This window comes from Paucibacter hankyongi (genome assembly GCF_037482915.1).
Classification (GTDB): Bacteria; Pseudomonadota; Gammaproteobacteria; order Burkholderiales; family Burkholderiaceae_C; genus Paucibacter_A; species Paucibacter_A hankyongi.
Genome location: NZ_JBBHJX010000022.1, coordinates 16,713 through 30,502 on the forward strand (window position 1 = coordinate 16,713; position 13,790 = coordinate 30,502).

At 63.5% G+C, this 13,790-nt stretch carries 12 protein-coding genes; 3 read left to right on the forward strand and 9 right to left on the reverse strand.

Annotated features, from left to right (window positions below):
- From WG899_RS20655 to WG899_RS20665, 3 genes are all read left to right on the forward strand, one after another.
- Entirely contained in the window at window positions 1–1,710 is a 1,710-nt protein-coding gene (locus WG899_RS20655) for a PEP-CTERM sorting domain-containing protein (RefSeq protein WP_339597549.1), read from the forward strand.
- Window positions 1,711–1,806: 96 nt separating this feature from the next.
- On the forward strand, window positions 1,807–2,229 hold the full coding sequence (locus tag WG899_RS20660) for a hypothetical protein (RefSeq protein WP_339597550.1): 423 nt from the start codon (window positions 1,807–1,809) through the stop codon (window positions 2,227–2,229).
- A 201-nt stretch (window positions 2,230–2,430) separates the two neighbouring features.
- A complete protein-coding gene (locus WG899_RS20665; RefSeq protein WP_339597551.1) occupies window positions 2,431–2,814 on the forward strand; it encodes a hypothetical protein in 384 nt (127 codons plus the stop codon).
- Window positions 2,815–2,943: 129 nt separating this feature from the next.
- Here WG899_RS20665 and WG899_RS20670 read toward each other — a convergent pair whose 3' ends face one another.
- From WG899_RS20670 to WG899_RS20710, 9 genes are all read right to left on the reverse strand, one after another.
- Entirely contained in the window at window positions 2,944–6,123 is a 3,180-nt protein-coding gene (locus WG899_RS20670) for a S8 family peptidase (protein WP_339597552.1), read from the reverse strand.
- A 28-nt stretch (window positions 6,124–6,151) separates the two neighbouring features.
- Complete coding sequence (locus WG899_RS20675; protein WP_339597553.1) at window positions 6,152–6,913, reverse strand: NF038120 family PEP-CTERM protein; 762 nt, start codon at window positions 6,911–6,913, stop codon at window positions 6,152–6,154.
- 572 nt (window positions 6,914–7,485) lie between these two features.
- Window positions 7,486–8,058 (reverse strand): type II secretion system protein, encoded by a 573-nt coding sequence (locus WG899_RS20680; RefSeq protein WP_339597554.1) that lies wholly within the window; start codon window positions 8,056–8,058, stop codon window positions 7,486–7,488.
- Window positions 8,059–8,066: 8 nt separating this feature from the next.
- Complete coding sequence (locus WG899_RS20685) at window positions 8,067–8,462, reverse strand: prepilin-type N-terminal cleavage/methylation domain-containing protein (protein ID WP_339597555.1); 396 nt, start codon at window positions 8,460–8,462, stop codon at window positions 8,067–8,069.
- Window positions 8,462–8,929, reverse strand: coding sequence for a type II secretion system protein (locus WG899_RS20690; RefSeq protein WP_339597556.1), 468 nt, complete (start codon window positions 8,927–8,929; stop codon window positions 8,462–8,464). Before WG899_RS20690 ends, WG899_RS20685 begins: the two co-directional genes overlap by 1 nt.
- A gap of 3 nt (window positions 8,930–8,932) precedes the next feature.
- A complete protein-coding gene (locus WG899_RS20695) occupies window positions 8,933–11,173 on the reverse strand; it encodes a secretin GspD/PilQ domain-containing protein (protein ID WP_339597557.1) in 2,241 nt (746 codons plus the stop codon).
- The gene (locus tag WG899_RS20700) at window positions 11,170–11,748 is read right to left on the reverse strand and encodes a hypothetical protein (protein WP_339597558.1); all 579 of its coding nucleotides are present in this window, start codon (window positions 11,746–11,748) and stop codon (window positions 11,170–11,172) included. Before WG899_RS20700 ends, WG899_RS20695 begins: the two co-directional genes overlap by 4 nt.
- Window positions 11,745–12,296 carry a GspMb/PilO family protein gene (locus WG899_RS20705; RefSeq protein WP_339597559.1) on the reverse strand — a complete coding sequence of 184 codons (552 nt, stop codon included), beginning with the start codon at window positions 12,294–12,296 and terminating at the stop codon, window positions 11,745–11,747. Before WG899_RS20705 ends, WG899_RS20700 begins: the two co-directional genes overlap by 4 nt.
- A gap of 11 nt (window positions 12,297–12,307) precedes the next feature.
- A complete protein-coding gene (locus WG899_RS20710; protein WP_339597560.1) occupies window positions 12,308–13,783 on the reverse strand; it encodes a hypothetical protein in 1,476 nt (491 codons plus the stop codon).
- Window positions 13,784–13,790 lie beyond the last annotated feature (7 nt).

Sequence of the window (13,790 nt, forward strand, 5' to 3'; positions counted from 1 at the left end):
ATGATGCAGATTCAGTCCCCTCACCGCTTGGCTTGCTTGGCCGTGGCCACCTTGGCACTGCTGGCGGTCCAGGCGCAGGCCCAGGTCGCCAAGCCCTACTTCGAATTCAAGAAGCCGAAGATGATTGCCATTGATGGCGATCTTTCGCTCGACACCAACGGCATTTCAGCACCCGTCAGCAACGCTTCCGGCGCCTATGTTTTCGGCTTCGAGGGTGTGAGCCAATATGACGGCGCCTCCTTCGCTCGCAACTTCATTCCGCCGGACACCATCGGCGCAGTCGGCGCGACTCAATACATGGAGACGACCAACGGCGCTTACGCGATCTACAACAAAAGTACCGGCGCCCGCACAGCCCTGATCTCCGACACTGCGTTCTGGGCCGCTGCAGGCCAAACCGGCGCCAACGGCGATTCGCGGGTGATGTACAACGCCTCGGCGAATCGCTGGGTCGCCATTTCATTTGGCGCTAACGCCAAAGATCTGCAGATCGCGGTGTCGGACACTTCGGACGCCATGGGCGGATGGAAGTCAACCAAATTTGAAGGTTATGCCGGCCTGGGGTTCGGCGCCACCGCCGACTATCCAACCCTGGCCCTTGATCGCAACGCGCTCTATATCGGCACCAACAATTTCGCGCCAGCAAGCGCTGGAGGCAGCAACAGCTTCCGGGGCACGACGCTGAACGTGATCCCGATCAACAGCGTGTTCGGGGCAACGGGGCCGACGACCGAGAACATGACGCGCTTTTTCACACCCTATGTCAACGGCGCTTCGGACAACGTTGATCGGGGTTTTGCCATCCAGGGCGTGAACAGCACACAAGCGGGCAGTACCGGTAAGGCGATCGCTTCGTCGCTTTTCAATTACGACACCGTGAGCTTCAAGGTCAATGGTCTGCTGCCAAGCTCGGCCACCGCAGCCTCCTTGTCGGGTACGGTCTATATTGGCGACAAGCCGTTTGAATCGCCCAGCCCAGCACACCAGCCCTCGGTGGCCATAGCGGGCAATCGCGCCATCATTGATTCAGGCGACGAGCGCACCAGCAGCAGCATCTACGAAGCCAATGGCCGGATCTATATGGTCAAGACGGTTGACCCGATTGCCAACGGCTCGGCAGACAATTCGCGCATCCGCTACACCGTGCTCGATGCAACGACCAATGCAATTCTGGACCAGGGCGACATTGGGCAGGACGGCTACGACTACTACCAAGGCTCGATCGCCGTCAACGAACAAGGCAAGGTGGTGATTGGCTACAACCGCTCGGGCCTGGACGTCACCACCGGCAAGATCAGCTTCATGGGTCAGTCTTTTTCGACCGACGCAAGCGGTCACCTGGTCGCACAAAGCGGGGAGCTGCTGCTGAAGGAAAGCTTGGTCGACGACTATCACAACGGCAGCACCTTCGGCAATGTCGCTGCAGGACGCCAGCGCTGGGGTGATTACAGCTCGGTCTCGGTGGATCCCACCGACACCAGCAAGTTCTACCTGATCGGCGAATTTGCCCGTGAGTACAACAACGAAGCCGGCGGCCACCCCGGCGGCACCGGTGGCTCGCGCTGGGGTACTTGGATCGCGGTGATTGACGCCAACGTCGTCGCAGTGCCCGAGCCCAGCACTTGGTTGTTGATGGTGTGCGGCATGAGCGCTGTAGGCTTCCTCTCCAACCGCCGTCGTCGCGCCGACAGCCAGCAGCTCAACGCCTAAGCTGCATAGCAATTTTTAGAGTTCAAGCGCGGGCCGGGGTTATCCTCGACCCGCGCTTCGTTTTTCGGCCATGGAATGACAATCGGAGTGATTGATATGAAGTGCTGGACAAGGAAATTTGGCATCGGTGCCTTTGGTGGCCTGCTGATGGTGGTGCAGGCTAGTTCGGCCGGCGCAATTGACAGCTCGATGGCCGGCATCTGGGGCGGCGACCGACTACAACTGACCATCGACGCGAAAGGCTCAGCCAAGCTCGAAACAGACTGCGCCTCGGGCGCCATTGACACCCCCTTGGCTCTGAACGCCGACGGCAGTTTCAAGGCCTTCGGGACCTTCACTCAGCACCATGCCGGTCCTGAGCGGGCCGACATCCCTGCTGGCAGCACCAAGGCCAGCTACAAGGGCCAAGTCACCGACGGCAGCCTGATGACCCTGACGATCCAGAGCGATGCGGCCAAGCTCCCCGAGGTATTCACCCTGCGCAAGGGCGTGAAGGTCAAACTGATCCGCTGCCTTTGAGCGGGGGGTTTCGCCATCAAGCGCCCCGCCCGGGGCGCTTTTTTGTTTGTCGCAACTGACTCTTGTGGGTCGACGGGGCTTGCCAGCACGCCATAGGTGGGCGAGCATGTGCTGATGAACACATCGTCAGCCCTGCGTTGCCTGCTCTGCTCGAGCAGCCTCTCCCTCTTGTTGGCCACATCGGCCTGTGCCGAGGACCCCATGAAAAGCAATCCTCCAAAACCTCAGTCCGAGCCCGCCAGCGCGCAGCTGTGGCGGCAAATCAAGGCCGAGATCGGTGATGCCGAGTGCTACGCACCGCAGCAGTGCCACAGCATCGGCGTCGGCGCCAAGTCCTGCGGTGGGCCTGAAGGCTATCTGGCCTGGTCAAGCAAACGCAGCGATGAGAAAAAGCTCAGGTCGCTGGTGGCCCAACATGCTGCAGCGCGTAAGGCGGAGAACGAAGCCAGCGGCATGGCCTCCAACTGCGCCATTCCGCAGGACCCAGGCGCATCCTGCGTTGCCGAGGCAAGTGGCCGCAAGGTCTGCCAACTGAACAAGATACCGGTGCTCGGGGGTCAGGCCTTGCCCAACTCGGCACAGTAGCAGGCAAGCAAACTGACGCGCCACTCACCGGGCGACACAGAATCGCAAGCGGAACGAAAAAGGCCACATGCAAATTGCATGTGGCCTTTGCGCTAGTGAAGGGCCCGGAGGCCCTTCTGAAGCTCTTACTTACTTGGCAGTGCCGCCCATCTTGGCCGATGTGCTCGGAGGCACATCGGTCACGGGCAAGCCGCCATTGGCGTCCACGCGCACCACAGTGGTGGCCTGCACCACGCCGGCTGCGTCCTTGAACTGAACGGCGCCCAGGGTGCGCTGACCCAAGGTCAGACCCGACCAGCTGATACCGACCGTGGTGTTGTTACCCGCCACCACCTTGCCAGGCACGGCGACGGTGAACTTGCCACCCAGATCAGCAGGTGTCACCACCCAGCTCGACAGCTTGTGCGTCATGGCGGCAGCGCCACCGTAAGCGACCACGCAGACCTTGTAGTTGCCGGCCGCAGGGCTGGCGACTTGCACGGCTTCGGTTGAACCGTCATTGCCCGAGTAGACCCAGCTGCCATCCGGAGCCAACAAACCCATGTCGTTGTCGTCACCGGCGGTGCCGACATCGGCATTGCGCAGAGCGAAGCGAGCAGCGACAGTCCCGGCAGGAACGGCCACGCTGTAGACCTTCACGTTCGGCAGATCGGTGCCGGTCACGCAAGCGGCCTTCAACTGTGCCGAGGTCATCGCGGCAGGAGCCAGGCTGACGACTTCACCCATGGTGACATCCTTCAAGCCACCCTTGACAGCGCTCATAGTGCCCGAATAACCGGTCTTCACGGCAATCAGGCGGGTGCCCGACTGGGTGTTGCCGGTCAACTCGGCAGGCGCCGAGATGGCCTTGCCAACGCGGGCCTGCACCGGGCTCTTCACCACATGGCTACCATCCGTCCAAGTCAGCGAACCAAACTTCCATTCGCCCTCAGCAGTGCCGACCACGCCCGTCAGCTTGACGGTGAAGCTCTTGGTCTCGCCTGGAGCCAGAGTCAAGGATGCAGGAGTGACGACAGCGGTGAAGCCGGGCACGGTGGCTACGCCGGTGTAGGTGGCCGAGGCATCACCCACATTGGTCACGCTGCGATTCACGGTGACGGTACCTTGCACGCTTCCGACAGTGATCGAAGGCAGGTTCAGGTTGTAGGTCTCATCCAGCGTACCGTAGGTGGTGCAGTCGCTGGCGGGAATCACCGCAGCCTTGTTCACCTTGCACTGGTACTTGATGTAGTCGGCCTTGCCGGCGTCATAAACCAGGCCTGGATTTGTGGCCTTGTTCGGATCCACATGACCAGCACCTTGGGCCCAAGGCAGCAAACCGTTCTGAGCGCCGGCCAGGCCGTCGTCCAGGGTGGTGTAAGCCGTGGTCATCAAGGCGGACTTGATCGCGGCAGGCGACCAGGTCGGGTGAGCTTGCTTCAAGAGCAAACCCAGACCGGCCACATGCGGGCTGGACATCGAAGTGCCTTGGTAAGACGCGTAAGCGTCGCCAGGCACGAAGGAACCATCCACCACACCGGTGTGCTGAGCAGGCGTCAGAGCCGGCGAGACGCTGGCGATGATGTCCACGCCAGGAGCGGTCAGGTCTGGCTTGAGGATGTTGCTGTCACCCATATTCGGGCCACGCGAAGAGAAGCCGGCCATGATGGGCGCGGGCTTCTTGCCCACATAGAAGGCGCTGAGCGACGAGGTGGCTGCGTTACCTTGTGCTACAGCGTAGGCCTTGATGGTGTCGCCATCAGCCTTGCTGACGTGCACCGTCGGCACCGAGTGAGCCTCAGACACCAGACCGCCGCCGTTGTCGGCCATCACCATGCCAATACCCTTGGCGTTCAACACGGCCAAGCTCTTGTCCACGCGGGCATTGTTGCCACGGGTGCAGATGACGATCTTGCCGGTCACCTTGGCCTCGTCGAGCAATACTTGACCTGCCGCAGCTGCGGCCGTTGCGTCGCTGAAGCACAGATTGGCATTGCCGCCACCAACGCCTGCATCCTCGGCGCGGATCAGCGCGCTGGATGCGACCGCGACGGTGCTGGTCGAAGCGCCGGAATACTTGGCGGCATTGCCCAGCACCACATCAGCTTGGAAGTTACGGTCATGTGTCGAAGCCGCCACCGTGGTCAGCCAGGGGCTGATGTGGGCCACTTGATTGGCTGGGCCGCTATTACCCGCAGATGCGGCCACAAACACGCCGGCCAAAGAGGCGCGGTAGAAGGCCTGTTCAACCGGGTCATTGACCGAAGTCTGCGAGCCGCTGATCGAGTAATTCAGCACATGGACGCCGTCCTTCACTGCGTCGTCGATCGCCTTGACCGAGTCGGAGTTGAAGCAGCTGTTCTTGGAGCCGGTGCCGTCGGTGGCCGTGGCGTCGTCATAAGTCCAGCAGACCTTGTAGGCGGCCACGCGGGCACGCGGAGCCACGCCGGAAGCCTTGCCCATTACCAAGCCATTGACCACGGCGGTCACGCCGGAGTTACCAGCGGCGGTCGAAGCCGTGTGGTCACCGTGGCCGCCGTGGCCGGCGGTCTTGCCATCGCTGCCGACGTTGGAGTCGCGAGTGGAGTAGAACTCGGTCCAGTTCTTGGGCAGACCGGTGGCGATGAAACCCGCGTTGTAGAACTTGGCGCCAATCAGCTTGTTGTTGCAATGCTTGGCGGGGTCGAAACCTTCGCCGGCTTGGCAGCTGCCCAGGAAGCCGGGGATGGGGTTGTAGACCAGGGTGCCGGCGGGGTCAAAAGTCGGGTTGCCGTTGGCATCGACACGGTCGGCAAAAGCTGGGTTCTCAGGCCAGATACCGCCGTCGATGATGCCGACGATCATGTTCTCGCCCTTGATGGCCGAACCCGAGATCGTCTGCGACCACAGACCGCCAGGCGCGGTCAGGCCCAGGAAGTCTTGGGTGCTGACGGTTTGGTACTCACGGGCCACGTCTTCAAAGACATCGGCCACATCGGCGCTAGTGCGCAGAGCCAGCACCTCGGCTTCGGTCAGGCGCGCGGCGAAGCCGTTGAACACCACTTGGTAGTTGGCCAGCACCGGCGCATTGCCGACCAACTGGGCCACGCTGCGCTGCTTCTCACCCAGATAACCCACATAGGCCACTACTTCAGGCGCATTGGCATTGAAGCGAGCACCTTGGACCGAACGAGTGGCGGTCATCTTGGCAACACCACCGGTGTAAGTGGCCGCAGGCTCGTCCTTCAGTTGAACGATATAGGTCTTGCGTGCATCAGCCAGGGCGTTGGTAGCCAGGCCGGTCAGCAGCACCAGGGTCGCCAGGGCTGCGGGCTTGAGTTTCATCATCATATTGATTAATCCTTGCTCTTAAGGGAGATCAAACAGCGCGGCGGCGACGAGCGATAGTGCCCACGGCCAGCAAACCGGCAGCCATCAAGCCGTAGGTCGAAGGCTCGGGTACAGCGGTCGTGACGTTGATGTTGTCGATTGCGTAGTTGGCCAGATTGCCGCCGCTGGTACAGCTGCCGGCGGCATTGCAGGCATAGCCGCGAATCTTGACGAAGTTGACTTCGGTATTGGCAAAGGCTGCATTCAAGGTCAGCGTCGCAAAGCTAAAACTGCCGCCTGTTGGGCCAGCCAGCGCGAGTTGGCTGGAGGTGGCGACAACTGCACCGGTGGCGCTGTAGCCCGTCAACACCAACAAACCGGATTGAGCAGGATAGGTCGACAGGTCATTGGTACCGATGAAGCCTGCGCTCAGACTCTGAACCTTGAAGTTGGCATTGTCATTGCGACCTAGGTAAAAGTAACCGTCATCCAACATGGCTATGAATTGACTGGTATTGCCCATTGGGCAGCTCAGGTTGACGCAGGTCTCGGCCAATTGGCTGCCGTCGATGATGGCTCCGGTCAAGTCACCGACGTTCGTCGCGCCCACGCCATAGGTCTCAGTCCAAAAAGCACCGAAGGTATTCTGGCCGCCAATAGGATTCCCCTGAGCATTCAGGCCAGAAATAGTAATGAATGGCGAGTCTTGCAACTGCTCGAAGTCCACCACTTCCGCGTGGGCCAAGCCCAAGCTGGCCAACAAGGCGGCCGCAGCCGTCGCCTTGATCATCATCGACATCTTGATCTTCATTTTTTGCCTTAAGTCCCAATGGTTTGGGTGTTGCACACCACTGATGAAGTTGAACTGGCAGACCCCGGCGATACCAAGGCGCCGGTGCAACCCAGCTCTCGCGCCAACCCTGCTTGCTTGGCAGCGCATTGGCTTGAGCGGCCGATTCTCAACATGCAAGCCCCAGGTCACATCCCGACTTGCCCGCCCCGCAGCCAGGGGGGGAGAGGGTTTTCACCAAACTGTCACGGGCGTCAGTGGCGATGGGATCGGTTATAGGAACAGGCCAATTTCGCGCTACCAGCCGCCGACCTTACGGGTTAGTCCCAGGAACAATGTCAAGTGAAAAAACCACAAAACCGAAGACAACGTGGCATTGTTTCTTTCGATTTATCACCCCTTTGGGGGGTGAATCGTGACTCGTCTCGAGTGTCTATGCGCTGCTGAAACGACACTCATGTTTGTGGGCGCCTCTGATCTCAGCGCACCGATGGAAACACTTGGCTCACGCGAGCGGCATACCCGCCTGCCAAGCTGCGTGTCGACGTTCATTTGAAGGCAAAGGGGACGCCCCGCCATCAATACTTGGCGGCTCAGAGGCCTACGCCGGAAGCAGCTGTTGACAGCTCACCACCGATTCGAGGCTTTGCGTCAGAGGCAGTCTCAGACACTCCTTCAGGGCGAGGAGCAGTCGCAGCGTTCGCGGTGGGCGAGAAGACCCAGTCGCGCGCACGCTGGATGGGAGTTCCATCGGTCTGCGTCTGGCGCAGCAAGGCCTGCTCGGAGCGGCTGTGCACCGCATTGAAGCTGCGCGGGTTGGCCGGATCGGGCACCAGCACCCAGTCCGGGTGGCCGGTGAACGGGTCGGGGTAGAGGCGCCGCAGGTGGTAGCGCGTCATCGGGCCACGCCGGTCGGCTAACAAGTCATCCAGACTGAGCGGGTTCTGGCCTTGTCCGGCGGTTTGTCCGCCCGAGGCCTTTTGGTAGCTGGCTATCGCGCGGGCGATCTCGCCGCCGCGGAACTCGAGTTCACGCTCTTTTTCGCGCTGAGTCGCGGTTTGCCAACTCTGACCCAAGGTCGCCAAGGCGGCCGCCGTCATGGCGACAAAGAACAGCAAGCTCAGATAAGTGAAGCCGCGCTGCCGCCACGAACGCGTTGTCGCCACGTGCTGCATCACCAATCGGCGAACAAGCGCCCGTCGCTGGCACGCCCGGCGGCGCCGCTACGTACGTCGTAAACCTGGCCGCTGGCGAGGGCATCAGGCGGCGGCGCCAACAGCACCCAAGCCTCCCGGCTACCGGTCAAGGGGTCCTCCGGAATCTCTCGGATGTAACGCGCCGCGGCCAATTCCTCCAAGGAGTCGGGATAACGCCCCTTGTCGGCCGCGTATTGGTCAAGCGCATCGCGCATCACGTTCAGCGAGGCTCGCAGCGAGGTCTCACGCGATTTCTGCAGGCTGTTGAAATAACGCGGCGCCGCAATCGACGCCAGTAGCGCCACGATTGCCATCACCACAATCAACTCGATCAGGGTGAAGCCTGTCTGCCTGCTGTCTTTGTTCGGGCTCATCACCAGTCTCTGTATTTGCTACCGTCCAGGGCACGCCGCTCAGAGCGCGAATAGACATCGAACACATCCTTGCCGCTGCGGGGCTGGTCGGGCGGACTGTCAGCCGCGCGCTGCCCCCAGCTGGCCGCCGGCTCCAAGGCCGGGTCGGCAAAGGGATCGCGCGGCAGGCGCCGCAGAAAATAGATCTTCTTGCCCTCGGCCGAGCGGATATCGGGGACGCCCATCACCAAGGCCTGCAGGTTTGGCGGGTAGCCGCTGGCATCGGGGCTGCTCTGCACCTGGCCGGCCTCGGCCGCTTTCTTGTAAGCGTCCAAGGCCCCACGCAAGCTACGCAAGCCGGCCCGCAACTCATGCTCTCGGCTACGCTGCACCGACATTTCCAACAAAGGCCGAGCCGAGCCGGCCAGCAGCGCCAGGATGGCCAGCACCACCATCATCTCGATCAAGGTAAAGCCGCGCTGCGCCATGACTCAACGGGTGGCGTCCACCGTCACCAGGCCGGTGCCGTCGAGCCGCACCGAGACCGGCTCGCCGTTCAAGCCAATGGCCAACAAGCCACCCAGACCGACGTTCAAAACCTGGCCGTTGGCGGCTGGCAAGGCGCGCAAGATCACCACCTTTTCACCGCGCGGCAGCAACTCCACGGCGACCCGACCATTGCCGCCGATGCTTCCCTGGGCCGGCGCCAACTTGCTAGCGTCGTATTCCAACTCACCCTTGATGCTGAAGCCACTTTCATTGCGCATCGTCACGGCCACCGTGCCACCAGGCTGCACCTGCGGGCTCACTTCGAAGTGCAAGACCGCCTCTTGCGGCGCAGCTGTGTTGACGGACTCGGTTGGTGAGGACGGCGCAGGGATGGTCGGGCGCGCGCCCTGGAAGCCCTGCGAGCCACTGTTGGCTGGCCCCACACCGGCCTTGGCATTGGGCCTCAGCAAGCTGCTGAAAGCCCCCGGCGATGCGTCGGTGCCACCGGCCAAACGGGTCAGGCCGGCGTCCGGCAAGGCCAGATTGCGCACGATGCGCGGGGTGATCAAGAGCACCACCTCGGTCTTCTTGCGGTCTTCGGTGCGCACGCCGAACAAGCTACCCAGCACGGGGATCTCCGACAGGCCCGGAATGCCGGAAGCGGACCGGCGGTCTTCATCGCTGATCAAACCGGCCAGGACCTGCGTCTCGCCATCGTTCAGACGCAGCGTGGTGCCTGTCTGGCGGGTGCCGATCTCGTAGGCGGTGGTGCCGCCCGGCCCTTGCACCTGGCGGATCAGATTGCTGACCTCCAGGCCGACCTTGATGATGACGTCGTTGTCGAGCTGGATGGTGGGCTCCACATCCAGCTTCAGACCCACATCCAGATAGCTGACCGAGGCCGCCACCGAGGTGCTGCCGGTGAAGTTGGTGGTGGTGGTGAAGACCGGCACCTTCTGGCCGATGTGCACCTTGGCCTTGTCGCGGTTGCGCACCCGAATCTTTGGGTTGGCGAGGATATTGCCGTTGCCCGAATTGCCGCGAATCGTGGCCACCACGGCCGGGTTCGCCACCATGGCGCGGAAGTTATTGTGCTGACCCAGCTCCACCAAGCCGGAGGCCATGCCGCCGTTGAAGCCCGGCAGGCCGTAGCTGATCTGGTCGGGGAACTTCAGGCCCAGGTCATTGACGCGGTCGCTGGAGAGCTCCATCACCTCCACTTCCAGCATCACCTCGGGCTCGGGCAGATCGACCGAGGCGATCAGCTTTTCGACCAGACGCACCACCTCGGGCGTGTCGCGCACCACCATCAGGTTCAGGCGCTCATCGATGTGAATGTCGCGCACCTTGGTGATGGTGCGGACCATGGCCTGCACCTGCTTGACGTCGGCATTGGTCAGATAGAGCGTGCGGGTGATCAGCTCTTGATGCTCGCGCTGCTTGGCTGCGGTGTTAGGGAAAATCAGCACCGAGCTGTCGTTCAGCAGCTTGCGGTCCAGACCCTGGGTGGACAGCACCACACGCATTGCCTCGTCGAGTGAAACATTGCGCAGGAAGATGCTGACCTTGGCGTCCGAACGCACATCTTTATCAAAGACGAAATTGATGTTGGAGCTGCGCGCCAAGGCTTCAAAAACCTGGCGCATCGGGGCCTCGCGGAACTCCAGCGTCACCGGCTTCTGAAAGGCCGGGCCCATCTCGGTGCTGGCCGACTCCAAGGGCCGCGCCTGCGCCGATTGGCTCATCAACAGACGCGCGCCCACATGGTTGGGCGACTCGGCCAAGATCTCGCGGGCCAAGGCATCGGCGCGATCCAGCTTGCCCTCGCGCAGCGCCAAGCGTGCCGCCACCAGCTTGCCCTCTTGCAAGCGGCCGCGGCCCAGCTCGGCCTCATACCAAGCCAAGCGAGGATGCTTAGGGTCGACCTCGCGCAGGCGTTGCAAGGCCTCATTGGCATCGTCCCAGCGGCCGGCCAGACGCATGCCTTCGATCTGCGCCAGCAGGCGCGTCGTCATCTGGTTGGCAATGCGCAGTTGCGCGGAGCGCAGGGTCTGGTCGTGCGGGTCGAGCTTGCGCGCCTGCTCCAGCGTCTCATAGGCCTGCGGCAGCTGGTTGGAGCGCACCATCTCATCGGCCTGGCGCAAGGCCGGGTTGGCGCAAGCAGCCAGCAAGAGCGCTGCCAACAGGGTCAGCGCGGGACCGGCCGGCCGGGCAAACAAGGTTTGAAGTGGTTTCAGCTTCATGAGGAGGAAGGTCGGAAAACGAGTGTTTGGGGCAGCTTGGCCGGCAACCAGGTCAGGTTGATGCCACGCTCATGAACTTCATCGACACGCCATTGGCCGTCCACCACATCACCGACCTTGACGGCCAGGCTGCGGTTCGGGCCGGCCAACAAGGCCTGCGCCTGCTCACCCTCCACCAGCCGACCCAGCAGCTGATAGGGGAAGGCCGGGGCCATCGGTGGCGCGGGCGGCGCCGGGGGTGGCGCCACCACCTTGGGCGGTGGCGGCGGAGGGGGCGGGGCCCAGGCGGCCAGTTGTTTGTCGCCGACCGTTTGCCAGGCGCCTCGCTCGGGCGGCGACCATGTGGCCACCGTCAAGGGCTCGGCAGAAACCTCAGAAGCGGACTTGGCTGCAGTGGTCCGCGCCCCGCTTGCGGGAACCGGATCGCGGCGGCTGCTCGCCACCGGTCGCGCCAAACCCTCGGGTTCAGCATCATCTTGGTAGGACACCCAGGCGGTCGCAAGCAAGCTCAGCAGCAGCGCGGCGCCCAGGCCATAACGGCGTTTTTGCTCGGGAAAAGACATCAGCGAACTCATGGCCGGGCTCCCGCCACAGCTTCACCACGACCATGCAAAGACCAGCTCAAATCGGCCTCTACCTCGGCCGCATTCGGCCCGACGCGGCGCAGCTTCAGGGCATCCAGACTCAGCGCGGGGTCATGCCGCAGGGCCGCCTCGATAAAGCTGCGCAGCTGGGCATAGCCACCACTCACCGGCATGCTGACGCGCAGGCGCTCGAGCCCGGCCGCGGCGTCAACACTCAGGCGATGCTCGGTGCGGCTGCTGACCAAGCCTTGGCGCAAGGCAATCTCCAGCAGGTCGGCCAGACGTTGTTGACGCAAGGCCGCGCTGGGCAGGGCCGCCTGCCATTGCGCCGGCGTCACCGGTGCTTGGGCGGCCTGCACACCGGCAGCGCGTTGAGCGCGCAGACGGCTGCTGATGCCGTCGGCCTCGGCCTGCAGTTGCGCACCACGTTGGTCCCAGTGCTGACTCAGCAGCAGCAAGGCGGCGGCCAGCACCAAACCTGCCAGGCCCAAGACACCGGGCAGGCCCAGCGCTTGCACGCCGGCTTTCAGTCGATTCATCGCGGTCCTACTCATGGTTTGGCCACCTCGGCCGCAGGCATGGGCGGCAGCTCAAGGCGCAACGCCGCCGGCCGCAGCTTGGCGCTGACTTCAAAGCGCTGACCCACCAGGCCTTGTTCGCCGTTCTGAAAGCGGCTCAGCATGACCGCCTGCCAACCCGGGGCGGCGGACAGCCGGTCCACCATCTGCAGGGCGGGCAGCTTGTCCGCAGCCAGGCCTTCCAAACGCAACTCTTGGCGACCGGCGTTGTAGTCGAGCGCCAACCAATTGAGGGCCAATGAAGCTGCACCGGCATCGGCCCCACCTTCATTGCCGGCCCCTGCCCCGGCCTGCTCCACATTCGCCAGCACCGCCTGCCAAGGGTGCAGGAGCAAGGCCTGCACCTCGGTGGCGCTGCGCAAAGCATCGGACTCGGCCGAGTTGGCGCTGCCGCGCGCGGCCTGACGTGCGGGCGCCAGCGAGACCTTGGCCGCAGCCGGCTTGCCCAGCTCTTGGGCCGCCTCGGCGCTGAGCGCCTGCTGCCGCGCCTGCGCCTGACGCAAGCCCTGTTGGCTGCCGACGGCACACCACAAGCCGGCCAGCAGCGCCAGCCCGCCCAGGCCGGCCAGCGGCCAGGCCAACGGCGAGCGCGGCAGCCGCAGGCCGAGAAAGTCCGGGCGCGGCAAGCCGCTCTTGGCATCGGGCTTGCGCTCCTCAAAGCAACCCGGCTCCGGCGCGCTGCCATCAAGCCGCCCGAGCACACGCAGGCCCGGCCAGCTTGGCGCCGACGTGGCCGGCTCCAGGCCGTAACCACAGACCAGCACGGACTTGATGGCTCCCGCGCCGCCGGCGCCACACAACTCGGCCAAGGTCTCGCCCAAGGCCGCCTGGGTCGCCGCGGCCAGCCGCAGCTGACGCAGGCCCTGCAAGCGTCCGTCCCGCAATTGCAGCCATGTCAAGACCTGACCCTCAACCCAGGCCAGCGCGGCCGAGGGCGTCTGCGCCCACTCGGGCTGCTCAGCCACCAGACGCCGCAGCAACGGCGCCCAGGCAGGCTGCACCCGACTCAAGTGCACCTCATGCATTGCCGCACAGGCCTGCAATTGGGCGCCTGCCGGGCCATGCAAGGCCACCGCACCGCACTGCTCCGTGGCCGGACCGGAACCCACGCCGGGCGAGGCAACACGCCAGGTGGCCAGGGGCCAGCTCTTGGCCGGGGCGCCGAAGTAATGGCCGAACAGTTGGCGCGCATAGGCCTGCAGCTGAGCCTCATCGGCCAAGGGCAAGCCGGCCTCGCAAACCAGCTCATGCAGCAGCTTGGCCGAGACGCTGAGCTCGGCCGCCTGACCCGCATGGGCTCGGCACCAGTCGGCAAAAGCCTGCGGCTTGTCACCATAGGCCTGCACCCCTTCAGGGCTCAGGAACAAAGCTTGCGGGCGCGCCAGACGGGCGGCCACACGGCGCCGCCAGCGCAGCAGCACAGAGGCGGAATCGGTGGATGAATTCAAGGGAAGG